The following is a 24676-nucleotide window of genomic DNA, read 5'->3' on the forward strand; positions in this document are numbered from 1 at the left end:
TTTAGAATCTATATAATTAATTTTTTACTTTTGTATAAAGTTGACTAAAAATCGATTAAGTTGAATTTATTTAAGAGGATTGTAAACAAACTTACCAGCCAGCCTGAGGAGAGTGAAAAAGAAAGTCTGGAGAAGCTTGGGGATTCGCTGAAAAATGCGGATCTCGACTATAAGTTTGCGCAATTGTTTACGCATTCCGGTGGATTTTTCAATTACTGTGCAGATGAGGCGGAAGCACTGCAGACTTTACATCAGATCATCAAGATAGAAGGCATCGGTAATGTCTTCTGCTGGGATAAAGAATTACAGAGCTTTCTGAATGTGATCAGAACTCCATGCACATCAGAACTTGAACCTTCCAATGATGCCGCTTTTATTACCTGTGAGTATCTCATTGCTTATGACGGCAGAATCATGCTTTCCCATAATAATATCCTTCATTACCATTCATCAAGGCTGCCTGCAAAAATCATTATTATCGCTAATGTATCGCAGATCGTCAATAATCTTAATGATGCTATGGGGAAGATCAAGAGAAACGGGAATATCAAAAACCTTACTTCTATCAGCGGGAGCCAGTCTAAAATGGACCATTCTTCCGGTCCTGCTACGAAATTATTTTTATTGCTGCTTGAAGATTAGCACAACGTACTAAACTGTAAATTTTGGACAAAAATCTTATTCAAAGAACCCTCTCGGGAATCGTATATGTGGCAGTCATTATTTTCTGTACCAGCCCGGTGGGTGCACATCTCATCAACAGCATCTCTCCTGAGCCGGTAAAACAGCAGTACCTGTATTACGGAATGATAACACTGTTTCTGGCAGTAAGTTCATGGGAGTGTTTTAAGATCATGAAGTTCGGGAATGGTTACGAAAAATGGGCGGTATGGCCGCTTATCATCTTCATCTTTTATATTTTCTCCAAACGGTACTTCCAATATGGTTTCTTCTTCGACTTCAGGCTGAGTGAGCTTCTGGCGATCCTTCTGATCCTGATTGCGGTAGTCACCCTATTCAAGTATTCCAATGAACTCTATTATGACAGTGGTAAACTGATCTTTACCGTTATTTATACTGCCCTGCCTTTCTGTTTTGCACTTGGGCTCCCTAAATTTTCCAGTTTCGACGATCATTTCTCGCTTGAAGTAATGTTTTTATTTATCCTCATCTGGAGTAGCGATACTTTCGCTTACCTGGTAGGTAAGTTTTTCGGAAAACATAAGATGGCACCAAAAATCTCTCCGAAAAAAACCTGGGAAGGGTATGCCGGCGGTGTGGTCCTTACGCTTATCCTGTCGTATTTTATCGAACATAATCAACCCGGCCTGCGTGGGAACTGGATGGTAGTAGGTTTTCTTATTGCTGCTTTTGCACCGGTAGGGGACCTGGTAGAAAGCCAGCTGAAAAGGAATTTCGGGGTGAAAGACAGTGGGAATATTATTCCCGGTCATGGTGGATTATTAGACAGGCTTGACAGTTTCCTGATCTGTGTGCCAGTCGTATATTTGTATTTTATATTAGAAAAATTTATATAGCTCATGAAATTACACAGAGAGTCAAAAGGAACCATTACGGTAGCTACGCTGCTTTTTATCATCATCAGCGCAGCAGCGATCTATTTTCTTGAGATGTGGTCATTGCTGATCATTATGCCATTGCTGATCATTTACAGCCTTGTATTCTGGTTTTTCCGTGTTCCTGACCGTGAAATTCTGGAACACAGAGAGAATGTAGTGGCACCTGTGGACGGAAAAGTAGTCATGATCAAAGAAGTAGATGAAAATGAGTTCCTTAATGAAAGAGTCATCCAGGTTTCCATCTTTATGTCACCACTTAATGTGCATATCTGCCGTTATCCTGTTTCAGGAAAGGTGATTTATAAAAAATACCATCCCGGAAAATATCTGGTGGCATGGCATGAAAAGTCTTCTACCGATAACGAGAGGACGACCGTTGCGGTGGAGAGTCTCACGCACCATAAAGTTGTTTTCAGGCAGATTGCAGGGTATGTAGCCAGAAGGATTGTCTTCTACTGCAATGAAGGGGATGAAGCTAAAGCAGGGCATGAATTCGGGTTTATTAAATTCGGCTCCAGAATGGATATATTCCTTCCGCTGGATACTGAAATTATCTGTAAGATCGGAGATATTACCAAAGGCGGGCTGGATGTGATCGCGAGGATGAAAGATTAATAAAAAAATGATTGCATTAACAAAAAGAGGAAATTCAAGTTCCTCTTTTTTTATTCCTTACCTTATCATCATCTGACTTCTATCAGGATTGGGATTTTTATGTTAATTGATTTATTGTTGCATTAAATACATGATATTGTTTGTATATTTGAATTTTAATTAAATAATAGGTAAATAATTTAGCGTATGAAAAGATTCCTACTTCCTTTTTTTATTGTTTCTTCTTTATTCAATTCACAAACCACCATTAACGTATTTTCCCAGGTAGTATTCTATGACGGATATGCCAGTACGGTTACCCAGCCGGTACCTGCGAATACCCTTAGGCTCGCTAATTTCCGTTATACCAGAAAGCTGACGGATGCTGAGCTGAACAGCTTTCAGAATAAAATAACCCTTAATGTCAGTATCGGTGCGCTATGTGACAATTATGACAGGATAGGAGGGGTACATATTGCATTGGTGCCTAAAGGGCAGGCCTCTTATACCCTTAATGATACTCAGGTTAAAAGATTTGAGATAGGCCGGTATATTACTCCTTTTATGAACAAAAATATCTCTCCGACGGAAGTTCCGTACTCCTATGAGGTAAATAACCTGTATTCTGTGTTCAGCAATATGGCTTTGAGAAATATGTATGACATCTGGGTGGAGCTGGATGTTTTCGGAGTCCCTTACGCAGCCAATACGCAGGTGGCAGGATGCTCCGGGAGGAATGATGTTTTTGCCGGCACACTGAATTTCGTAACTTCTTCCGATCCTTCAGTTTCAGGTAGTTTCAATACGATCTTACCAATGCTGGATTCAGATCCGCTGAATAATTATGCCAATACGGACGTGGCGGGGCAGACCGTGCGGTTTGTTAATTTCAACCTTTCCCAAAACGCTACCAATCCCAAATTCTTTATTGTAACGACTCCTCACGGAGCGAATAGCGGCGGAGAAGAATATGTGAGAAGACAGAACTATGTTTCGTTGGATAATGCCCAGGTCCTCACTTTTAAGCCTGGTGGCAAATCCTGTGAGCCTTACCGAATGTATAATACCCAACCTAACGGCATCTACGGAAATTATGCACAGTCGGAAAGCTGGTGGACGAGCTGGAATAACTGGTGTCCGGGAGATGCGGTGCCTATCAGGAGCTTTTCTGTAGCTTCTCTGTCAGCCGGAAACCATACCCTGAAGTATGAAGTGCCTACTGCTGTATTTAACGGCCAGCAAGGACAGATTGTACTGTCGATGTACATGCAGAGCCAGAACCAGAGTTTATCAGTACAAGACATTGCGACTACAGACGTCTCCATTTATCCTAATCCAACTGCTGATTATGTACAGGTAAAAGGCAGTAAAAAGGTGAAACACATCTCAATATTATCCGTTGACGGAAGAACACTCTCAGAAACATTTGATTCAAAAGCTGACCTGACGGCTTATCCGGCCGGGACTTATATTCTGGATGTCCTTTTAGAAGGCGGCGTCCGCTTTAGCCATAAGGTCATTAAAAAATAATCCTGTATAGTCAGATAAAAAGATTCCGGGCGCGACTTTGTCGCGCCCGGAATCTTTTATTTTCTTTTTTAATCGAAATTCTGCAGTTCGACCAGCTTATTGTACATGCCTTTTTTGGAAATAAGATCATGATGGGTTCCTTGCTCTATGATATTTCCTTTTTCCATCACGATAATCCAGTCGGCTTTCTGAATCGTGGATAGGCGGTGGGCAATTACCAGGGAAGTCCTGTTTTCCATCATTTTTTCCAGAGCATCCTGAACAAATCGTTCCGATTCCGTATCCAGTGAAGAGGTGGCTTCATCCAGGATCATGATCGGAGGGTTTTTGAGGACTGCTCTTGCGATAGAAATCCTTTGTTTCTGGCCCCCGGATAATTTTCCTCCGGCTTCACCGATATTGGTATCATACTGCTTCGGTAAATCCATAATGAAATCATGTGCATTGGCTACTTTAGCAGCAGCCTGAATTTCTTCCAGTGATGCATCGGGTTTACCGAGTGAAATATTATTCCGGATAGAATCATTGAACAGGATATTATCCTGGGTGACCAATCCGAAAAGTTTCCTGTAGCTGGACAGCTTTATATTCTTGATATTTTCACCGTCTACCAGGATTTCTCCTTTGTTGACATCATAAAAGCGGGTAATCAGATTGGTGATGGTACTCTTTCCGCTTCCGCTCTGTCCTACCAGGGCAATGGTTTTTCCTTTAGGAATAGAAATAGAGAAATTTTTAAGGATTTCTTTTTCTTCATACCCGAAAGTAATATTGCTGAATTCGACACTCTGTTTGAAATCCTTTATTTCTTTGGCATCTTTTACTTCTTTGATGTGGAAATCCGCATCCAGGATTTCAAAAATCCTTTTAGCCGAAACTTCCCCTTTCTGAAGGTTGGAAATAGCGGAAGACAGAGCTTTCAGAGGCTGTAATATGGTATAAAATAAAGCGATATACGTAATGAATTCACTTCCGGACAGCCCTTTTCCCTGTATGGCCAGGCGCCCCCCGAAATAAACGATCATACCGATGGTAATCGCCCCCAGAAGCTCACTTACCGGAGAAGCAAGCGCTTTCTTTTTGAAAAGGCGCAGCGATAAATGCCTGATGGTATTCAGTACCTCATCAAACCGTTTTTTTATCTGTGGCGAAGCATCAAAGATTTTAATGATTTTAAGCCCTACAAGGGTTTCATCCACAAAAGAATACATTTTTCCCAGCTCATTCTGTGCTTCACCGGTATCTTTTTTCAGGCTTTTCCCGATAATGGATATCAGGGTACCCATGATAGGAAAAACAATCAGTGTAAAAATGGTCAGCTCAAAATTGGAATACAACAGGTACCCCATGGTAATAATGATGACGATGGGAGACCGTATGATATCAATCAGGCTGTTTAGGATATTGGATTCCACTTCTCCTACATCGGAAGTAATCCTTGCGAAAACATCCCCTTTCCTTGAATTGGTGAAGAATGCTACCGGAAGTTCAAGGATCTTATCATGAAGTTTGATCCTGAAGTCCCTGGAAACACCGGTCCTGGAAAAAGTAAGGTAGAATTCCGACAGGTAACTGAAGATATTTCTCAGGAAAAACATCGTGATAAATAATATGCAGGTGATCAGGAGGATGTATTCCGGTCCTTTTTCTGCCTGTAACTGCTGGATGTAGTAATTAAAGCTGTTTTTCAGGAATTTTGCGGCGCTGGAAATCCCGGTATAGACCGGCTGAGCAGCAATTTTTTCCGTTTCTTTATCAAACAGGATATTCAATACAGGCATGAAGAAAAGCATGGCAATGATATTGAATAAGGCGTAAAGAACGTTAAAAAAGATGCCGGCTGCAATAGATTTTTTATAAGGAAGTATCTGGTCTATTGCTCGTTTATAATAACTCATTAAATTTTTGGATTAATCAGACAAAAGTAAGGAAAATTAATACATCAGACGTTTCTAATCCAGTTTTACTTTATTGTTGTATTGAGGACTGAAGTTTGCAGGAGCCAGTTTTTCCAGTGTTTTCGCAAGGTTATTGATGATTTTGGTCAGGTTGCCGAAATCGACTACAGAGACATCATCATTCTCATGATGATAATGGGTAGCTTTGGTCATATCGACTGTTGAAAAAGAATGGGCAATGATCTTCTTTTTTACAAAGCTAACATTGTCTGAACGGTAAAACAATTGCTGTGCTGCATAAGGATCCGGATAGATTTTCAGGCCGTTTTCAGCGTTCTTGTTGAACAGTTCATCAAGATCTGAAAATTCATCGCCGGTCATAAACAGGGCATTTTTGCCGAAAGCTGATTCTGTTGCCACCATTTCGAAATTGAAAAGTGCGGTCATGTGATCATAAATATAGTCCAGATTCTTATCAGCTGCGATAGCCCTTGAGCCGAGCATTCCCTTTTCTTCCCCGTTGAAAGCCATAAAAACCATGGAGAATTCAGGCTTTTTATCTTTAAAATAATCGGCGATACCTACCAGGGTTGTGATTCCGCTGGCATCGTCATCAGCACCGTTATAGATCTTGTCTTTAGGGTTTTTGCTGGTTCCGATATGGTCAAAATGCCCTGAAAATCCCAGGTATTGCGGGTGTGTTCCTTTTTTGATCCCGCAGACATTATATGCTGTTTTGCCTTTATACTCAAACGGTACCAGGTAAGAATTTCCCGTACAGTATTCCAGGTTGTTCTCTTTAAAAAGCTTGGCAATATAATTTGCAGCAGATTCATTTTCCGGTGTCCCGATTTCACGACCTTTCATTTCATCCGATGCCAGTGTTGAAAGCACGGTCTGCACTGTTTCCTGGCTCACTTCCTGGGCGGACATCAGTACGGAGAAAAATGAAAAGGCAAGATAGGTTAGTTTTTTCATGAAGTCAAATTTTCACTAATCTGTCGCATTCCGAGCGGAAATGTTGCACAGAAGTAAAAATAGTTTTGAAATAGCGTTAACAGAGGGCGTTTGCAGAGCATACATACCCTGTAATCAAATGTATTGTAATGATCATAACGAGACAAAAAAAACAGCTTCCTTTCAGAAGCTGTTCTCACTCAAAAAATCGTTGTAATGCTATCGGAGCCTGTCTACAGATTTTACGAGCCTATCATCTTTTTTGATGTATACATTTGCAATAAGCAGACATATAATCGCCATCAATGGAAAAAACGGCTCAATACCCTTCTCAGGAAACTGAATTCCTCCGGATAAGTTAAGTAACCAGTACACCAATATGCCAATCAACAAAACGTTTATAATAATGCTGACTGTATTCAGCATGATTTGTCTTTTCCTGTTGTTGAAACTGAAAATACTCAGTACCCCTACAATTACGAGTACGATACAGGCTGCATCAATAATAGGTGTATTGCCGGCAACGGCAACATCCTGTCCTGTGATGAAAAGAAAGACGGCAGCCAGAACTGCCAGGAAAATCCATATGGTCTGTATTCTTTGTAGCATTGAAAGTAAATTCCAGGCAAAAGTAACATAAATTTTGCACAATTCAAAAATTAGTGTAGATTTGCATTATACAATGTACCTGAAAACAAAAGTCACCGGACTTACTTTTCTTACTCACAATTAATTACATTTTTACATAAAATATGTTTAACATCGAAACGTTAAGGTCAAAATCCGTAACGGAGTTGACTAAAATCTTAAAGGATTTGGGCGTTAAAGTAGCAAGAAACAGCAATGAAAACGATAAGATATTTGCGATTCTTGACTATCAGGCTTCCAATCCAAAGGTAGCCAAAGACTATTTCAACGCTACGGAAACCCCTTCAGTCACGGAAGAAAAACCGGCAGCGGAGAAAACCGAAAAGGCTCCCACCAGAAAGACCACTGCAAAAAAAACGGCCACCAAAACCAAACCGGAAGCTAAGCCAGCAGCGGCAGCCAAACAGGATAAAGAAAAAGCAGAAGAGAACATTCCTGTTTCCGAAGAACCTAAACAGGAAGAACCTAAAGCAGAACCTGCTGAACCCGTTGCAGAAGATGCTGCAGCAACAGCAGCCAGAAAAAAAAGAAAAAGAGTTTCCACAGCCGCTACAAGCGGTACAGAACCCGCACAGGAAAAACCGGAAGCTCCAAAAAATACAGAATCCCAGGAACCTGCCCCTGCAGAAGAAAAGCCTCAGAATCCTCAGAATCAGGCCCGTCCTCAGAAAGGACAACACAATAATCCGCACAACAACGGAAATCAGAACCGGAATCAAAATTCAAATCAGAACCAACATCAACACCAAAATCAGAACAGGCAGCAACAACAGCAGCATTCTGAGAGAGGGGATGAACAACACCACCAGCAAAATCAGCACCACCAGGAACAGAAGAAAGAATTCAGTTTCGACGGGATGGTAAGCATAGAAGGGGTGCTGGAAATCCTTCCTGACAATTACGGATTCCTGCGCTCATCAGATTTCAGTTATATTTCTTCACCGGATGATGTCTACGTTTCTACTGCTCAGATCAGAAATTACGGACTGAAGACAGGAGATACCGTAAGAGGGATCGTAAGGCTGCCGAAAGAAGGTGAGAAATATTTTTCTTTGCTAAAGCCTACAGAAGTTAACGGACGTGACCTGGCTTTTATTAAAGACCGCGTTGCCTTTGAATACCTGACACCGCTTTTCCCGGAAGAAAAATTTAACCTTACAGGAAATAATTCCACGATGTCAACAAGAATTGTGGATTTAATTGCACCTATCGGGAAAGGGCAGAGAGCAATGATCGTTGCCCAGCCGAAAACGGGTAAAACGATGTTGTTAAAAGATATTGCCAACTCTATAGCTGCCAATCACCCGGAAGTCTATATGATGGTCCTTCTGATCGATGAACGTCCGGAAGAGGTAACCGATATGGAAAGAAGCGTTAATGCAGAAGTTATCGCATCTACTTTTGACGAAGCAGCTGAAAAACATGTGAAAGTAGCCAACCTGGTTCTGGCAAAAGCCCAGAGAATGGTGGAATGCGGACATGATGTGGTTATTTTGCTGGATTCCATTACAAGGCTGGCAAGAGCTTATAACACCGTTACACCTGCATCCGGAAAAGTACTTTCAGGAGGGGTGGATGCCAATGCGCTCCACAAGCCGAAGAGGTTCTTCGGAGCCGCTCGTAAGATTGAAGGAGGAGGTTCCCTGACTATTATTGCTACCGCACTTATTGATACCGGTTCCAAGATGGATGAAGTAATCTTCGAAGAATTCAAAGGAACAGGGAATATGGAACTTCAGCTGGACAGAAAAATTGCCAACAGAAGGATTTATCCTGCTATTGACCTGGTTGCTTCCAGTACGCGTAGAGATGATCTGCTTCTGGATGAGACCACTTCCCAGAGAATGTGGATTCTCAGAAAATACCTTTCTGAAATGAATCCTGTAGAAGCTATGGAGTTTGTCAGTAAAAACATACGAGGAACACTCAATAATGAAGAGTTCCTAATGTCTATGAACAAATAAATCTTCAGTTTATATAATTGAAAATCGCAGGCCTGGAGAGGCCTGCGATTTTTATTTTGAGCAAAGAATTTTTCACTTAAATTTTCAATGTTAAAGATTTATTAAAGTAATTTCATTTTTTGATATTCGGGCAATAAATGGTTAAATTTGAGTAATAACATTAAAAAATTAAAATTATGTCATTTCAATTACCAACATTAGGATACTCTTATGATGCATTGGAACCTACCATTGATGCAAAAACAATGGAAATCCACCATACAAAACACCATCAGGCCTATATCGATAACCTGAATAAGGCTATTGAAGGAACTGATCTTGAGGGAAAAACCATTGAAGATATCTGCAAAACCGGAACGGATAAGCCGGCAGTAAGAAATAACGGAGGAGGACATTTTAACCATACGCTGTTCTGGGAAATCCTGACTCCCGGAGGAAGCAAAGAACCTGTAGGAAATGTAAAGGCTGCTATTGAAAACTATGGCGGTTTTGAAAAATTCAAGACTGATTTTTCTGAAGCAGCAAAAACAAGATTTGGTTCCGGATGGGCATGGCTGATCAAAAACGAAGACGGTTCTGTTTCCGTAACTTCTACACCTAACCAGGATAACCCCCTGATGCCTGTAGCTGACGCTAAAGGAACCCCTGTTCTGGGACTGGATGTCTGGGAGCATGCATACTATCTGAACTATCAGAACAGAAGACCTGATTACGTTACGGCATTCTTTAATGTGGTCAACTGGGATAAGGTGGAAGAATTATTCAACAAATAATTGTTAGTCAAAATAGATAAGAAAAGGTTCAGCTGAAAGCTGAACCTTTTTATTTACCTCCGGAAAACATCGCTTCCGCTTAAACCGTTCATGCGAAGTCCGTATTTCCAGTTGACATAAGCAAAAACCTGGTACAGCTTATACTCGAATTGCAGCCCGTATTTTTCTCTGGGGTCGTAATCGATGGAGGATTCAATCACATTCCGGTACCTTCCGAAATTATAATAGGAATTCCATTCATTCACCAGCAGTGTATTACGACTTTTCAGAGCAGCCTCTGAGTATTGATTCATAGGTTTGGCTATTGCACTCAGAAAATAATCGAATTGTGTATCTATAACCGTAAGGTCCCATTCGCCGTCTTCATTTTTGGACGGTTTCATTTCCTGTTTCTCTTTCTCGCTTTTACTATCGGCCTGTGCAGAACAGCTGAAAGGGATCAATGCTATGATGAGGATGAGTATTATATTCTTCATAGGATAAAGGTACAAAAAAGCACTCTGGCGGAGTGCTTTGTATCTATGGTTCTTTCTGCAGGATAACGAATGCCGGAAAGTGGTCGCTGAATCCTCCGGTAAACTGATCCCCGTTCCACGACCTGAAAGGATAACCTTTGTAATTGCCTTCTTTATTCACCAGGTAAGCCGGTGCAAATATTTCAGCTTTATAAACAGAATATTCTTTGGTTACCTGATCTGAGATCAGGTTTTTGGAAACGATAATCTGGTCAAAAAGGTTAGGGGCATCCTGATAAGCCAGAGAAGCCACACCTTTTTTATAGAGTGGGTACATCAGGTTAAGGTAGGGGTTATTGTCATTAAGGTCTTTAGGATTTGCCTGGGCCTTCAGGTAATTTTTTAAACTTGAACTTACAGGGTCGTCATTAAAATCTCCCATAGCAAAAAGCTTCGTAGAAGGATCTGCTGTTCGGACACTGTCCATCTGTTGCTTTAACAAAGCTGCTGCGGCATTTCTTTTCGGAAGTGATGCGGCTTCACCGCCTCTCCTTGATGGCCAGTGATTCATGAAGAAGGCCACTTTTTCATTATCCAGGAAGCCGGTAACCACCAGGATATCCCGGGTATATTCTCTTTTTCCTTCTTCATTAAATACCTTCAGCTCTTTCTTCAGAGAATGGATAGGTGTAAACCTTCTTTTCTGATAGATCAGCGCTACATCAATTCCTCTGTAATCATACGAATTATAATGAATGATGCCATAGTCATATTTAGCCAGGGCCGGCTGTTTGATGAGGTCTTCAATAACCTGTCTGTTTTCTACCTCAATCAACCCGACCACTGCCGGAGCTGTTCTGGTGTATTGCGCACCGAGTTCTGAAATCACTTTAGCTTCATTGGCCAGTTTGGTTTTATAAACCCTGGAATTGTAATTTTTGGCACTTCTTGGGGTGAACTCTTCTGCTCCTCCCTGGTATCGAACGACTTTCTTTCCTTTTAACAGATCATCATTCCATTCACCGTCATATTTTTCAGCTTCAAGAAATTTTACTGAATCCAAAGGGATGCTTCTGTGGAAAGCAGGATTTCTTTTGTCCTTGGTTCCGTCTATATAATCGGCTGATCTGATCGTGTCAAAAAGATTTTCTACATTCAGAAAACCTACAGCAGCAACTTTTCTCAGTTTGCCCTGTTGTGCAAAAACTATTATGGAAAACATAACAGTCCATAAACTTAAAAATCTTCTCATTCTTGCTGGAATATTAAAATTATTAATCGACAAATGTAATGCTTTTAGGAATTAATTCATTTTAATTATTTGTTAACAGAAATTATGGTATGCCTGTTATTTTTATATAATGAATCATAAAACATTGCAATGTTAAGAAAAAATAATGTACAAATAGTTTTAAATTGTAAATTTTAATTAAATTTGTGCCCCACTTTTAAAGTGTTGACTCTTAGGAATTAAAGTATTTATAAAAGAAATATACTCATGATTAAAAAACTATCATTAGTCTCTTTATTTACTTTGCTTCCGGCATCTTATTATTTTGCGCAGACCACGGTGTTTGCCTATCTTAAAGATGCGGAAGGAAAGCCCGTTGAAAGGGCAGAAGTAGATCTTAAGGGAAGTGAGAATGATGTAACGGCAGACAAAATCGGATATTTCCAGTTTGTAGATCTGATGCCGGGACATTATCAGATTGTGATTACGAAACCCAATTACGAAACCAAAGTAATGGAGTTCGACGTGGCCGAGGAAAAGAAAAAAGATTTAGGAACCATTACGCTGTATTCCGCTCTTACGAACGCCGACCAGGGATTGACAATCATTGATTCCGATAACGATGACGATACCAGCACCAGCCAGGTTTCTACCGTTGGGCTCTTGCAGTCGTCCCAGGATGTATTCAGCAGGATTGCTGCCTTTGATCTTGGATTCTACTGGTTCCGACCGAGAGGGATAGACGGCAGATCGGGAGAAACTATGCTGAATGGTGTTTCCATGGTAAAATCGGATAACGGAAACGTTGATTTCGGTAATTGGGGTGGTCTGAATGAAATTACCCGTTATCCGGAAATTTCACAGAACCATGCTCCATCCGAATATGCTTTCGGAGGAAATAGCTCTGTGATCTATAAAAATACCAAAGCCAGTGAGTACAGGAAAGGATTCCAGTTTACGCAGTCCCTCACCAACAGGAACTACAGAAACAGGACATCGCTCCGCTATACGTCCGGGATGAGCAAAAGCGGCTGGGCATTTACCGCAATGGGGGCGAGAAGGTGGGCTGAAGAAGGCATCCAGGAAGGAACATTCTATGATGCTTACGGAGCTTACCTGGGTATTGAGAAAAAATTCAGTGATAAACATACGATGACCCTGAATTTTATCGGAGCTCCTTACCGCAGGTCTACGGCAAGCCCGAGCACTCAGGAAGTCTATGATTACAGAGGGGTACATTACAACTCCTATTGGGGATACCAGGATGGAAAACAGCGCAGTGAAAGGGTGAGGAAAGGTTTCCAGCCACTCATCCAATGGCAGGATTTCTGGAAGATCAGTAAAAATTCCAGCCTCTGGACCTCCGTGTCTTATCAGTTTGGAAAAGATAAGGGATCCCGCCTTGACTGGCAGAATGTACCGAATCCTTCACCGACTTATTACAGAAACCTTCCGAGCTATTACGATTCCTTAGATCCTAATGCTTCTGTAGATACACCTGACGCATCGGCAACCACTGCACAGAAAGCTTATAAAGCTTCTATGGAAGCCTGGATGTCGGGCGATCCGAATGTTACCCAGATCAACTGGGATAACCTCTACAGAAGAAATATGCAGCAGCCGGCAGGAAATTATTATGGACAGACCGGAAGAAGAGCGCTTTATTATCTTGTTAATGATGTAAGCGATGACAAGATCTGGAATGCAGCCACTCACTTTGTACATAATTTTAATGATAATATCAGATTCCTGCTGAATGTATCTTACCAGAACTACCGTTCTGAGCAATACCGGGAGGTGAAAGACCTTCTGGGTGCTGATTTTGTGTTAAACAGAGATCCGTTTGCCGCAACGAATCAGCCTGGAAAATCAGGGCTGTTTAATGAAGGGGAGGAAAATGTAACCAAAAGAGCAGGCGACAGGATGACCTACGATTACATTTTCAGAAGACAGGAAGTAAAAGTAAATCCCGGACTGAAATTCAGCACAGGGAAGTTTGATGTTTTTGTTTCCGCGATGGCAGGATATTCCAGCTCCAACAGGGAAGGATTGTTCAAGCATTACCTGTATCTGGATTCCAAAGGACAGGGTAAAGATTATAACTTCTGGAACTATGGTCTTAAAGGACAGCTGATCTATAAGCTGAACGGAAGAAACTTCTTCGTGTATAACGGAGCATACTATTCACAAGCGCCTTATTTGGAGGACCTGTTCATCAATCCAAGGGTAAACGGTTCCGTAGCTCCCAATATCAAGAATATGGTAGTCAATGCCAATGACCTGAGCTATGTGATCTCCACGCCATTCCTTAAGCTAAGGCTGACAGGATATCTCGTAGACACGGAAAATGAAACATCCGTACAAAGGTTCTTTGCCGACGGGATCCAGCTGAACAACTCAGATGACCAGGGAAATCAGACCATCGTGCAGAGTGCTTTCGTAACGCAGGTGATGACGGATGTAAAGAAAAGAAATATGGGGGCTGAACTCGGTGTTGATGTTAAAGTCCTTCCTACATTATCGCTTCAGGGCCTTGCCAGTATCGGGCAATATACCTATCAGAATGATCCGGTTACGTATTTTGCTTCTGATGCCACCGGGGTATTCTCGAATGGGCTTTCTTACCTTAATTTAGGAAAAGCATACATCAGGAACTACCGTCAGGGAGGTACGCCGCAACAGGCGTATTCTCTGGGTTTCCGGTACAATAACCCTAAATACTGGTGGGTAGGAGCCAACTGGAATTATTTTGATGACAACTACCTGGATCCTTCCGCACTGATCAGGACAGAAGGTTTTATACAGAATAATAATTCTTCCACACCCTATTACAACCTTACCGAATCCGAATTAAGAAGGGTCCTGGAGCCCAACAAGCTTCCTTCTTCTTTTTTCCTGAATGTGAATGCCGGAAAATCATGGGTGATCGGCAAATACTATGTGCTGGTTTCAGCTACGGTAAATAATATCCTGGATAATACAAAATACATTACCGGAGGTTTTGAGCAGACCAGGAATGCCAAATTCCCTGATTTCGTACAGGACAACGACCGGGAATTTACCCTGTTCGGACCAAAATACTGGTATACCCAGGGAAGATCTTATTTTGTGAATGTACAGTTTAGATTTTAACCATAACAATCATCCTTTTAAAAATTATCATAATGAATATAAAGAAATACCTAAGCCTTGTAACGGGAGTTGCCTTCGCAGCGGTTTCCATTACCTCTTGTGTACAGAAAGATGAGTGGGAAACGCCGCCGATCAACTGCAACAATAAGTTTCCTGCCCCAACGATGACTATGGCAGCCTTTAAAGCGCAGGCGCCTTCATCAGGATACCTTCTGATCAGTACAGATCAGATCATCGATGGGTATGTAGTATCTTCGGATGAGAACGGAAACTTCTATAAAACCATTTCCTTCCAGGACAAACCTGAAAACCCTACTGTAGGGTTACAGATTGAAGTAGATAAATCCAGCAACTATGCAGATTTTCCTGTAGGAGCCCATATCAGGATCAATGCAAACGGATTGAGAATCGGGACAGACAGAGGCGTAGTGAAAATTGGCGCTGTAGATCCTACGTATGCTATCGGAAGAATTCCTGCAGCATTGGTGAGCCGCTATATTGCAGGAGTTTGTAATGGGAACGGGCTTGATGTAGCCACGATAAAACCTGTTGAGCTGGCTAACCTTAAGCTTGCCCAGGATGAAAAATACCTGAACATGCTGGTAAAAGTACCGAATGTACAGTTCTCAGCCGGAGAACTGGGTAAAAAATACATAGATTATCAGGCGGGTGCAGGAGTGGATACCGACAGGAGTATTGTAGACCAGTCCGGGAACGCTACCATCATCAGGAATTCAGGATTCTCAACGTTCGGTGCCACTCAGCTTCCTGATGGTAAAGGAGACCTTACTTTTGTAGTCAGCCGCTACAACAGCAACTGGCAGATGCTGATCAGGAGCACCAATGATGTTCAGTTTACGGGAAAAAGATTCTTCTTTGAAGGATTTGACGGAAATCTTACGGACAACTGGATCCCGGTAAGTGTTACCGGAGCTCAGATCTGGAATATCCAGCAGTTCGGAAATCCGAAGCCTTGTGCGGTAATGAATGGTTTTGCGGGGTCAAATAATGCCAATGAAGACTGGCTGATCTCCAAGCCGATCTCATTACAGGGCTTTACATCGGCATCTTTATCATTTGAGACGGATGTACGCTATGCCGGAAATCCTCTTGAAGTATATGTGACGGAGAATTATACCGGAAACCCGGCAACCACCACCTGGGTTCAGCTTTCAGGGGTTCTGGATACCAATTCCGGAGCATTCAATACCTGGACAAATTCCGGGAACATCAGCCTGAATGCTTTTGTGAATAAAAATGTACAGGTCGCCTTTAAATATACGTCTACCACAGCAGCTGCCGCTACCTGGGAGCTTGATAATGTAAAAGTGGCAGGAAACTAATTTAAACTCTGTTTTATGATGATACAAAGAACCGCTCATGGCGGTTCTTTTTTATTATCTGGAAGTATTATTTCTCATTCTAAATGACATGTCGATCAATTGACACCGTAGATTGATGCATCTATAAGCTGATCAATCTTTTATAATTAAAGCTAACCCTTAATGGGCTTTTGAGCAAGTAAAAACCACTGCAATGGTATTGCAGTGGCCTTTTATGATTCAAAATTAAACTTTTTTAAAAAGATACTTCATTCACTTCTTTACCGCGCTGAAAATTCATGGTCTTCTGGCTTCCTTTATAAGCAATATTCACCAGATTGATCTGTTTGGGAAAAGCGCTTAACAGTATCGTATTCTTAATCTTTAGGGTACTGATATCTGAAACACCTCCGGCTTCAAAATACACCCATACCGTTTCTCCGCTTACCTGACTTCCTGTGAAAGTAATGGTTTTTGGAGCACCGTTAACGTAGACATCAAAATTGTTGTTGACATATTTTTTGACTTCCGCTTCAAATCCCGCAGTATTAGGATTGATTTTTATGGCGTCTGAAATATGGCTCGTATTCATTTTTGTAGTGAATTTCAACGTCCTGCTGCCTTCTACATAATCCACTTTAGTCATTGAAGAGAAGAAGTCGACTCCGACGAAACTCATCAATATAAAAAGTGTTAAAACCCCCGAAATACAAAAAAAATTTTTCATTCTGATTAATAGATTTACAATCATGCTTGCTGGTTATAATTCACAAATAATGTGCCAATTAAAAGTTAACATTTACCGAGTATTTGTCGTAAAATGCCTTCACGTGGGCTACTGCTTCATCTGCAGAATCCACCACCCTGTACAGGTCCAGATCGCCCTCTGAGATCATTCCGTCATTGAGCAAAGTAGTCTTGAACCAATCCAGGATCCCGTTCCAGAATTGCGACCCTACGAGGACAATCGGGAACTTACCGATCTTATTGGTCTGGATCAGGGTCAAAGCTTCCGTAAATTCATCCAGCGTGCCGAACCCTCCCGGCATAACGATAAATCCCTGGGAATATTTTACGAACATCACTTTGCGTACGAAAAAGTAATCGAAGTTCATGGAGTAGGATTTATTGATGTACGGATTGAAATGCTGCTCAAAAGGAAGGTCGATATTCAGTCCGATGGATTTTCCCTGGGCATTGAAGGCTCCTTTGTTTCCCGCTTCCATAATCCCTGGACCGCCTCCGGTAATAATCCCGAAACCTATTTTGGTGATTTTCTCGGCGATTTCCACAGCCATTTCATAGTATTTGCTGCCGGGCTGAAGCCTTGCGGATCCGAAAATAGACACGCACGGACCAATTTTAGCCAGCTTTTCATACCCGTCTACAAATTCGGCCATCACCTTGAATACCATCCAGCTGTCCTTGGCGATGGTTTCATCCCAGGTTTTCTGTCTGAAGCTGTTGTGCAGTCTTGTTTCGTTGTTATCCAGTTCAGGATTAATCAGGCTCTCGTCTCTTCCATTAGTATTCATTGCGGTCTGTTATTTAAAATATTTTTCAGCTGCCGTTACGGATTCGGGTCTTCCTACATCTACCAGGATACTGTCATGGATAAATCCATGAATATGCTCCGTATGCATCAGATCCAGGTATTCTTCCATAATGGAGAATTTTCCTGTCCTTTTTATTTTATTGAAAATAACCGGATTGATACAGTGGACCCCGCTGAAAGCCAGCGGCTTGAAGCCTTTATTGAACTCAGCAAGCCTCTGTTCTCCGGTCTGCACATTGAGCCAGCCCCGTAAAACCAGTTCTTCATTAAAAAGCAGCTTTCTCGAACTTTCACGGTCCGAGACTGCTAAAGTAGCAAAATCTTTTATTTTTTTATGGTAATCAACCAGTAAATTGATATTGAGGTCGGTAAGGATATCAGCATTCATAATCAGGAAGTCTTCTCCATGATCCAGGAAACTTCTTGCGAATACCAGACCTCCGCCGGTTTCCAGCAGCTCTTCTGATTCATCCGAAATCTCTATCCGGCATCCGAAGTCATCATTTTCTTTAAGGAATTCCACGATCTGGCTCCCGAAATGATGGACATTGATGACAAAATCACTGATCCCGAATCCCTTCAGGTAACGGATGTTCCGCTCCAGCAGCGGGATGCCGTTAACTTTGGCCAGTGCCTTCGGGTGGTGATCTGTAAAAGGCTTAAGACGGGTTCCTTTTCCGGCTGCAAAAATAAGTGCTTTCATTATTTATAATTGATGAGTGATAAGCGATGATTGATAGTATAGAATGTTTAATGATCATTTATAAATTATCAATCATCTATTATGAATTCAGCTGGTGCTGTTCATCATGGTGCAGGCTGATTTCCGTCCCTTCAGGATACTTTTCCCGTACAAATTCAGCTATTTTCAAAGCGCAGTATACGGATCTGTGCTGTCCCCCGGTGCATCCGAAATTGATCTGCAGGTTTTCAAATCCTCTTTCCAGGTAATTATCAATATTGATGGAAATGATATTCTTGATGAGGTCGAGGAATTTCGGCATGTCAGTCTGGGTTTCCAGGAATTCCTGTACGCCGGGATCATTTCCGGTAAGGCTTTTATATTCTTCAATCCTTCCGGGATTAAGGATGCCGCGGCAGTCAAAAGTAAATCCGCCTCCGTTTCCGGTAGTGTCTTTTGGAATGCCTCCTTTTTTATAGGAAAAACTGTGGATGTCTATATGTAGCATAAATATGGGTTTTAAATGAGTGGATGATCTCTGATCTCCGGATCATGGATTCAGAATTTTGTTGATCTTTAATTGGGTTTCCTGTGTATTAAGTTGCTGTATCACGTTGCTCAGTTCCGGGAAGTCCGTCATGCCCTTCCAGGAATCTGCAAATTCTGAGATATTGTCTATTCCTTTTTCCAGGCTTGAAATAAAATGCGGCTTTCGCTGAATAAGCCCCCTGAATCCATAAGCTCCCAGAACCTGAAGGAACCGCATCATTTTAACGGGCTCTGCCGATTTTTTTAGTTGATTTCGGGTTTCCTCACTGTCAGAGAGTTGAATGTAAAATTCCAGCATTTCATTTTTGAATTCCTTCGGGAAGCTGGCCTTAGCCTGAAAGAGGAAAGAGATCACATCATACATGAGCGGGCCTTTCATGGCAGACTGGTAATCGATGAACGATACTTCATTGCGGTCATTGACCATGATGTTTCTCGACTGGAAATCACGGATCATCATTCCTTGCGGCTGAAGGCTTTCGATAAGCCCGGCAATGGCTTTGAATTCTTTCAGCAGGGTAGACTTGTGGTATTCCAGTTCCAGGACATCGGCAATAAAATTCTTAAAATAATACAGGTCATGGATAACGGGAAGTTCATCATAGCTTTCATATTCGAAAGTCCTGCTGAAGTCAATCTTATCCATGGTATGGCTCTGGAGCCTGAACAGTTTTTCAAGCGTCTGTTGTACCAGTCCTTTTACTTCAGCTGACAGTCCCTGCGTTGCAATGATGTCAGAGAGCGTTTTGCTGCCCAGGAATTCCTGGATGTACATTTTACGGTCTTCAGAAATGGCAATGATCTTTGGCGTATTGAGTTCCAGTGACGAAAAAACTTCTGAATAATACAGGAAGCTTTCATTTTCCTGAAGATTGGTATTGTAGGTGATGATATAGGAAATGCCATCCGCTTTCGCCAGGAAATTAATCCTCGCCGAACCGCTTTGAGCCAGGGTGACGAACTCAGAAGATTTTTTATCCAGATAATTTTCAAAAAATCGTTTTGCGTTTTCGGAAGTCATAATACGGAGCAAATATACTAATTTGCAGACGAATTTCTATCTTTGCAGCATGTTAAAGGATTTCAGGCCGGTTTTAGGTATCTTATTGCGTTTCATCATCATTTACGTGCTGCTGCTGCTGGCGTACCAGCTGTATCTGAACTCTTTTGCCGGTTCCGGACTCGATCCTTTCTCAAGGGTGATGGCCGGCCAGGTCATGCATATCCAGAATGCACTGGATTACCCGACTCAGCTGTATGATGATATAAAAGGGGAGCAGGTGTGGTTTTATGTTCAGAAAGAATATACTTCCAGGATGGTGGAAGGATGCAACGCCATTTCCGTGATGATCCTTTTCGTTGCGTTTGTATTTGCTTTTTATAAAGGGGTAAAAACATTGGCCTTCATTTTTGCCGGGCTTGTAGCTTTGTATATCATGAACCTGTTGAGGATTGTAGGGCTGAATATCGTTGTTATCGATCATAAAGAATACAGCAAGGCCGCCCATGATTTTATTTTTCCGGCTGTGATTTACGGAACGGTAGTCGTACTCTGGCTGGTCTGGATTAAATTTTTTGCGCTTAAAAATGAAAATTCTTAACTGGCTATTTGTAGGATTGGGAATTCTGGGGCTGATCGGCGTGAGGATGATGGAAGATCGAATCTTTTATGATCCTTTTCTGACCTATTTTCATGAAGCCAGCAAACAGGTCGCCTTCCCCGCCTTTGACTGGGGTAAATTAATCCTCAGCCACCTTTTCAGGTTTATTCTGAATCTCATCTTTTCCTGCCTCATCATCTATTTCTGGTTCAGGAATAAACAATGGATGCTTCAGGGCGGCGTTTTAATGATGATCATCTTTGCCATTACCTTCCCGATTTATTTATACTGCATCTACGACCGTTTTGAAACCGGTTACCTTTTCTCTTTCTATATGAGGAGGTTTGTGATCCAGCCTCTGATCCTGCTGCTTCTTATTCCGATGTTTTATTACCGGAAAAGCTTATCGGAAAGAAATCCGTAAAAGAAATCCTGACCCACATCGTAAAAAATATTCTCTTATAAAAACAGATCTGTTTATAATACTTAATTAAATCAGGGTATTTTTGTAATGTTTTGAATTGCAGGTGTTTGTTTTGCTTGAATGTTGGATTAACGCCACAAAATTTGTTGTATTTTCACAACAGATATCATGGTTTTTAATTCTTAAGTTTGTGATGTTAACAATTAAAAAAAACAAAATATGAAAAAAACATTTCTGGTTTCTGCCTTACTGGCAGCAAGTGTATTGAGTGCATTTCCTTTTAGGACTTCATGTGGGAGTACTCTTCAAGTTAGCCAAACTATTGCTGATCACATGACACAGAATCAACTTACAGATTATCTGTCTGTATTAAATGGTGAAGCCTGTCCGCAACATGCTAATTCTGCCATTATTATTCACGTTTATTATCATTAATTGTTTAAAATTAGACCGCCTTTAATCTGGCGGTCTGTTGTTTAAAAAGACTAAATGAAAAAAATTATATTATTAATGTTCTTGCTAATGATTACATCTGGTTTTTCTCAAAAAAAATTTGATGTTGATTATGAAGCAGATTATAAATTGGATTACAAACTTTCCAATGCAAGCAATTATAGAAAAGAAACTACTTTTGCCTTGTTAATTAATGAGAGATCCTCATTTTTTAAAGATTTGCATAAATATATTGCTGATTCTCTTGAAGTTGAAAAAGCTAATATTTCATTAGAGGAATCAATGAAATATAATACTGACTTTCGCGACTACATTGGAACAACATCTGCAAAAATTTATGTAACTGCTGAGGTAAATTATATTGCTTTTGAGTATCAGGAAATAAATAAAACGGATTGGAAAATAAAGAATGAATTTAAGACTGTTTCAGGATATAAATGTCAGAAGGCCGAAACTACAAAATATGGCCGTACTTGGATTGCTTGGTTTACTACCGATATTCCTTTTCAATTTGGACCGTATAAGTTCAATTCTTTACCTGGCTTGATAGCTGAAATATATGATACAAAAGACGATTATCATTATACTTTATATGCATTTAGAAAGCGAAAATATACGTGCAAATCAGCAAATGTTGCAAAAAATGCTAAAAAGATCACTAAGGAAAAATTCAATGAAGTTTTTAAGAACAGACTCGCAGGCAGAATGAAATTGCATGAACAGTATCTGGAAAACAAAGAGGATATTGAACAGTTAAGACGTAATGCAATTGCCGCGGAAAAAACTTATAATCCTATAGAATTAAATATTTATTAAATATACTTAGACTGACATTAATCATTTACGTCTGAAGAGGCTGCCCTTCAAAACAGCTTTTATATTATTTTTTATGTCTAAAATATTTATCTAACTCTTCTGTAATTCTAGATACTGAATTTTCATCCGAGACATTAATGATATTTATAACAATATTTCCTTTTTGCACACCTACTCCGCCAGCCCTATCCTTATTTTCAATATTGTTGATAATCTGAATTTTCTGGTCATCTTTAAAAAGTTCCTGAAGGTCAACATCGAAAATGTCTGCCAGTTTGGGGATATACTGGGATTTTATATCAAAGGTTTCATTTTCCCAATTGATATACGTAGCCCGGTCAATATTCAGCTGATCTGCTATATCCTGTTGCGAGAGCTTAGTTTTAGCTCTTAATCTTTTAAGATTGGTTCCTACTCCCATTACGGTTACTTTTTAGCAAATGTAATATTTTTTTATGAGTCCGTGGTGTGTTTCTCCACGCGCGTCACATTTTCCGGTGTCCACTGTACTCTTTTGACGAAGTTGCGTTCTCTTACCGGACAGTCCATAATCTGGCATACCGGACAGGAGATACTTTTGCAGTCATCCATATGGAAATTGAATTCCACACTGCGCTGGGTATTTTTTGCCAGCAACATGATGACATTTTCCATTTCTTTATGGGCATCCCGAAGACTGTAATACCAGGGAAGGGTGATGTGGGCATCAATATGGAGGGAAGCCCCGAACTGCTGGATTTTCATATTGTGGATATCAATCCATTCCGTTCTCCGGTTTTCTTCGAGGATGCTGACGATCTGATTGAGGAGATCGGGATCCTGTTCGTCCATAATGCCGCTTAAAGACCTGCGGACAATCTTATACCCTACAAAGATAATATACAATCCGAAAACTAAGGCAACCACCGAATCCAGCCAGTAAATTTTAGTAAAGTAAACTACCACGAGACTGATGACAACACCGAGCGTTGTTACCGTATCGGATTGGAGGTGCTTTCCGGAAGAGATCAGCACGAGCGAGTTTTCTCTGCGGCCTTTTTTGACAGAGATATATCCTAAGATATAATTGACTATCGCAGTTGCCGCAATAATTAAGATACCCCAGTCCAGTTTATCCAGTACTTTGCCCGTTAAAAGGCTGTTGATGCCTTCGTAGATGATCATAATCCCTGCAATGGCAATCAGGGCCCCTTCGATTCCTGAAGTGACAAATTCAACCTTCCCGTGGCCGTACGGATGGTCTTCATCTCTGGGTTTGGCAGCAAGGTGTAGCGAGTATAGCCCCATAAATGCACTGATCACATTGACGATGCTTTCCATAGCATCGGAGAAGACGGCATCAGAATTGGTGAGTTTCCACGCAATGAGCTTCCCGATGAAAAGGATGATCCCAAAAACTGCGATGAGCTTCTGGAATCCTATTTTTTCTGTCTTGTTTTCCTGTTTCCGGTTCATAAGTTCGGATAAAAAAAGAATCCCATTCTGAGATTCTTTTTTATTTGTTAGTTTATACTAAGTTATGTTCTACAAGGTATTCTGCAATCTGTACCGCGTTGGTAGCAGCTCCTTTCCTGAGGTTGTCTGCTACGATCCAGAGATTCAGGGTCTTGGGCTGCGAAAGGTCCCGCCTGATTCTTCCGACGAACACTTCATCTTTGCCTTCCGAATAGAGCGGCATCGGGTAGTGGTTGTTTTTCACATCATCCATAACGACTACGCCGGGTGTTTCGGAAAGGATCTTTCTCACTTCATCCAGGTCAAACTCGTTTTCAAATTCGATGTTAACGCTTTCAGAATGTCCTCCCTGCACAGGCACTCTTACGGCAGTGGCAGTCAGATTGAAGGTATCGTCACCCAGGATTTTCTTAGGCTCCTTCATCAGCTTTATTTCTTCTTTCGTATAATCATCGTCACCGAATACATCACAGTGCGGCAATGCATTTTTGAAGATCTGATACGGATAGACTCTGGAAACGGAGTCATCCCCACTGATTTCAGCGTTCAGCTGGTCTACCGCTGCTTTTCCGGTACCGGTTACCGACTGGTAAGTAGATACAATGACTCTTTTAAGATCATATCTTTTATTGAGCGGTCCCAGAACCATCACCAGCTGAATGGTAGAGCAGTTCGGGTTGGCGATGATTTTATCTTCTTTGGTTAAAACATCAGCGTTGATTTCCGGTACCACCAGTTTTTTATCCGGATCCATCCTCCAGGCGGAAGAATTATCGATCACGGTAATGCCTGCTTCCGCAAACTGCGGGGCAAATTCCAGCGAAGTGGATCCGCCGGCAGAAAAAATGGCGATATCAGGTTTTGCGGCAATAGCGTCTTTTATGCTTACAATCGTAAATTCCTCCTGTTTATACTTCACCTTCTTACCTACAGATTTTTCGGATGCTACCGGGATTAATTCTGTGACAGGGAAGTTTCTCTCCTCCAAAACTTTAAGCATAACCTGGCCAACCATTCCTGTTGAACCTACTACTGCTACTTTCATTGATGTAATAAA

General features: G+C 41.2%; 25 protein-coding genes. 12 read left to right on the forward strand and 13 right to left on the reverse strand.

Going from position 1 to position 24676, the window contains the following annotated elements:
* The first annotated feature begins 60 nt into the window (after positions 1 to 60).
* The 4 genes from CGB83_RS14000 to CGB83_RS14015 all read left to right on the forward strand — a co-directional run bounded on the left by CGB83_RS14000 (position 61) and on the right by CGB83_RS14015 (position 3704).
* Entirely contained in the window at positions 61 to 642 is a 582-nt protein-coding gene (locus CGB83_RS14000) for an LUD domain-containing protein (RefSeq protein WP_100076357.1), read from the forward strand.
* A gap of 23 nt (positions 643 to 665) precedes the next feature.
* Positions 666 to 1538, forward strand: coding sequence for a phosphatidate cytidylyltransferase (locus CGB83_RS14005; protein ID WP_100076358.1), 873 nt, complete (start codon positions 666 to 668; stop codon positions 1536 to 1538).
* Between the two features lie 3 nt (positions 1539 to 1541).
* Positions 1542 to 2195 (forward strand): phosphatidylserine decarboxylase family protein, encoded by a 654-nt coding sequence (locus tag CGB83_RS14010; RefSeq protein ID WP_100076359.1) that lies wholly within the window; start codon positions 1542 to 1544, stop codon positions 2193 to 2195.
* Between the two features lie 186 nt (positions 2196 to 2381).
* Positions 2382 to 3704 carry a peptide-N-glycosidase F-related protein gene (locus tag CGB83_RS14015; protein WP_100076360.1) on the forward strand — a complete coding sequence of 441 codons (1323 nt, stop codon included), beginning with the start codon at positions 2382 to 2384 and terminating at the stop codon, positions 3702 to 3704.
* A gap of 68 nt (positions 3705 to 3772) precedes the next feature.
* Here the strand turns inward: CGB83_RS14015 and CGB83_RS14020 are convergent, their stop codons facing one another.
* From CGB83_RS14020 to CGB83_RS14030, 3 genes are all read right to left on the reverse strand, one after another.
* Positions 3773 to 5602, reverse strand: a complete 1830-nt coding sequence (locus tag CGB83_RS14020; protein ID WP_100076361.1) for an ABC transporter ATP-binding protein — start codon at positions 5600 to 5602, stop codon at positions 3773 to 3775.
* Positions 5603 to 5656: 54 nt separating this feature from the next.
* On the reverse strand, positions 5657 to 6580 hold the full coding sequence (locus CGB83_RS14025) for a M28 family peptidase (protein ID WP_100076362.1): 924 nt from the start codon (positions 6578 to 6580) through the stop codon (positions 5657 to 5659).
* Positions 6581 to 6778: 198 nt separating this feature from the next.
* Entirely contained in the window at positions 6779 to 7168 is a 390-nt protein-coding gene (locus CGB83_RS14030; RefSeq protein ID WP_100076363.1) for a DUF4293 family protein, read from the reverse strand.
* A 143-nt stretch (positions 7169 to 7311) separates the two neighbouring features.
* Between CGB83_RS14030 and rho the strand changes: the two genes are divergently transcribed.
* Together rho and CGB83_RS14040 are read left to right on the forward strand one after the other, a co-directional pair.
* On the forward strand, positions 7312 to 9171 hold the full coding sequence (gene rho / locus CGB83_RS14035; RefSeq protein ID WP_100076364.1) for a transcription termination factor Rho: 1860 nt from the start codon (positions 7312 to 7314) through the stop codon (positions 9169 to 9171).
* A gap of 176 nt (positions 9172 to 9347) precedes the next feature.
* A complete protein-coding gene (locus tag CGB83_RS14040; protein WP_100076365.1) occupies positions 9348 to 9944 on the forward strand; it encodes a superoxide dismutase in 597 nt (198 codons plus the stop codon).
* 53 nt (positions 9945 to 9997) lie between these two features.
* Here the strand turns inward: CGB83_RS14040 and CGB83_RS14045 are convergent, their stop codons facing one another.
* Both CGB83_RS14045 and CGB83_RS14050 read right to left on the reverse strand, forming a co-directional pair.
* Positions 9998 to 10420: a DUF6146 family protein gene (locus CGB83_RS14045; RefSeq protein ID WP_100076366.1), complete on the reverse strand. Its 423-nt coding sequence runs from the start codon at positions 10418 to 10420 to the stop codon at positions 9998 to 10000.
* Between the two features lie 43 nt (positions 10421 to 10463).
* Complete coding sequence (locus tag CGB83_RS14050; RefSeq protein WP_100076367.1) at positions 10464 to 11651, reverse strand: endonuclease/exonuclease/phosphatase family protein; 1188 nt, start codon at positions 11649 to 11651, stop codon at positions 10464 to 10466.
* 246 nt (positions 11652 to 11897) lie between these two features.
* Between CGB83_RS14050 and CGB83_RS14055 the strand changes: the two genes are divergently transcribed.
* Both CGB83_RS14055 and CGB83_RS14060 read left to right on the forward strand, forming a co-directional pair.
* Complete coding sequence (locus CGB83_RS14055; RefSeq protein ID WP_100076368.1) at positions 11898 to 14762, forward strand: carboxypeptidase-like regulatory domain-containing protein; 2865 nt, start codon at positions 11898 to 11900, stop codon at positions 14760 to 14762.
* A gap of 32 nt (positions 14763 to 14794) precedes the next feature.
* Entirely contained in the window at positions 14795 to 16105 is a 1311-nt protein-coding gene (locus CGB83_RS14060) for a M949_1556 family lipoprotein (RefSeq protein ID WP_100076369.1), read from the forward strand.
* Between the two features lie 235 nt (positions 16106 to 16340).
* Here the strand turns inward: CGB83_RS14060 and CGB83_RS14065 are convergent, their stop codons facing one another.
* From CGB83_RS14065 to CGB83_RS14085, 5 genes are all read right to left on the reverse strand, one after another.
* Entirely contained in the window at positions 16341 to 16811 is a 471-nt protein-coding gene (locus tag CGB83_RS14065; protein WP_172954709.1) for a DUF6702 family protein, read from the reverse strand.
* Between the two features lie 58 nt (positions 16812 to 16869).
* On the reverse strand, positions 16870 to 17619 hold the full coding sequence (locus CGB83_RS14070; RefSeq protein WP_172954710.1) for an LOG family protein: 750 nt from the start codon (positions 17617 to 17619) through the stop codon (positions 16870 to 16872).
* A gap of 9 nt (positions 17620 to 17628) precedes the next feature.
* The gene (locus CGB83_RS14075) at positions 17629 to 18342 is read right to left on the reverse strand and encodes a nucleotidyltransferase family protein (RefSeq protein ID WP_100076371.1); all 714 of its coding nucleotides are present in this window, start codon (positions 18340 to 18342) and stop codon (positions 17629 to 17631) included.
* 79 nt (positions 18343 to 18421) lie between these two features.
* Positions 18422 to 18829, reverse strand: a complete 408-nt coding sequence (locus CGB83_RS14080) for a RapZ C-terminal domain-containing protein (protein WP_100076372.1) — start codon at positions 18827 to 18829, stop codon at positions 18422 to 18424.
* Positions 18830 to 18871: 42 nt separating this feature from the next.
* The gene (locus CGB83_RS14085) at positions 18872 to 19891 is read right to left on the reverse strand and encodes an aminoglycoside phosphotransferase family protein (protein ID WP_100076373.1); all 1020 of its coding nucleotides are present in this window, start codon (positions 19889 to 19891) and stop codon (positions 18872 to 18874) included.
* A 49-nt stretch (positions 19892 to 19940) separates the two neighbouring features.
* Here CGB83_RS14085 and xrtF point away from each other — a divergent pair, with 49 nt between their 5' ends.
* The 4 genes from xrtF (at position 19941) to CGB83_RS14100 (ending at position 22164) form a co-directional block, all read left to right on the forward strand.
* Positions 19941 to 20471: an exosortase family protein XrtF gene (gene xrtF, locus CGB83_RS14090; RefSeq protein WP_100076374.1), complete on the forward strand. Its 531-nt coding sequence runs from the start codon at positions 19941 to 19943 to the stop codon at positions 20469 to 20471.
* On the forward strand, positions 20458 to 20895 hold the full coding sequence (locus CGB83_RS14095) for an exosortase F system-associated membrane protein (protein WP_100076375.1): 438 nt from the start codon (positions 20458 to 20460) through the stop codon (positions 20893 to 20895). Before xrtF ends, CGB83_RS14095 begins: the two co-directional genes overlap by 14 nt.
* Positions 20896 to 21114: 219 nt before the next feature.
* Positions 21115 to 21330, forward strand: a complete 216-nt coding sequence (locus tag CGB83_RS20190; RefSeq protein ID WP_157761430.1) for a hypothetical protein — start codon at positions 21115 to 21117, stop codon at positions 21328 to 21330.
* A 54-nt stretch (positions 21331 to 21384) separates the two neighbouring features.
* A complete protein-coding gene (locus tag CGB83_RS14100; protein WP_100076376.1) occupies positions 21385 to 22164 on the forward strand; it encodes a GLPGLI family protein in 780 nt (259 codons plus the stop codon).
* A gap of 64 nt (positions 22165 to 22228) precedes the next feature.
* Here the strand turns inward: CGB83_RS14100 and CGB83_RS14105 are convergent, their stop codons facing one another.
* From CGB83_RS14105 to CGB83_RS14115, 3 genes are read right to left on the reverse strand one after another with little or no spacing between them, the layout of a single operon-like run.
* Complete coding sequence (locus tag CGB83_RS14105) at positions 22229 to 22585, reverse strand: helix-turn-helix transcriptional regulator (RefSeq protein WP_100076377.1); 357 nt, start codon at positions 22583 to 22585, stop codon at positions 22229 to 22231.
* A 32-nt stretch (positions 22586 to 22617) separates the two neighbouring features.
* Complete coding sequence (locus CGB83_RS14110; RefSeq protein WP_100076378.1) at positions 22618 to 23619, reverse strand: cation diffusion facilitator family transporter; 1002 nt, start codon at positions 23617 to 23619, stop codon at positions 22618 to 22620.
* Positions 23620 to 23671: 52 nt separating this feature from the next.
* Positions 23672 to 24664, reverse strand: coding sequence for an aspartate-semialdehyde dehydrogenase (locus CGB83_RS14115; protein ID WP_100076379.1), 993 nt, complete (start codon positions 24662 to 24664; stop codon positions 23672 to 23674).
* Positions 24665 to 24676: the final 12 nt, after the last annotated feature.

The organism is Chryseobacterium camelliae (assembly GCF_002770595.1).
Taxonomy (GTDB): domain Bacteria; phylum Bacteroidota; class Bacteroidia; order Flavobacteriales; family Weeksellaceae; genus Chryseobacterium; species Chryseobacterium camelliae.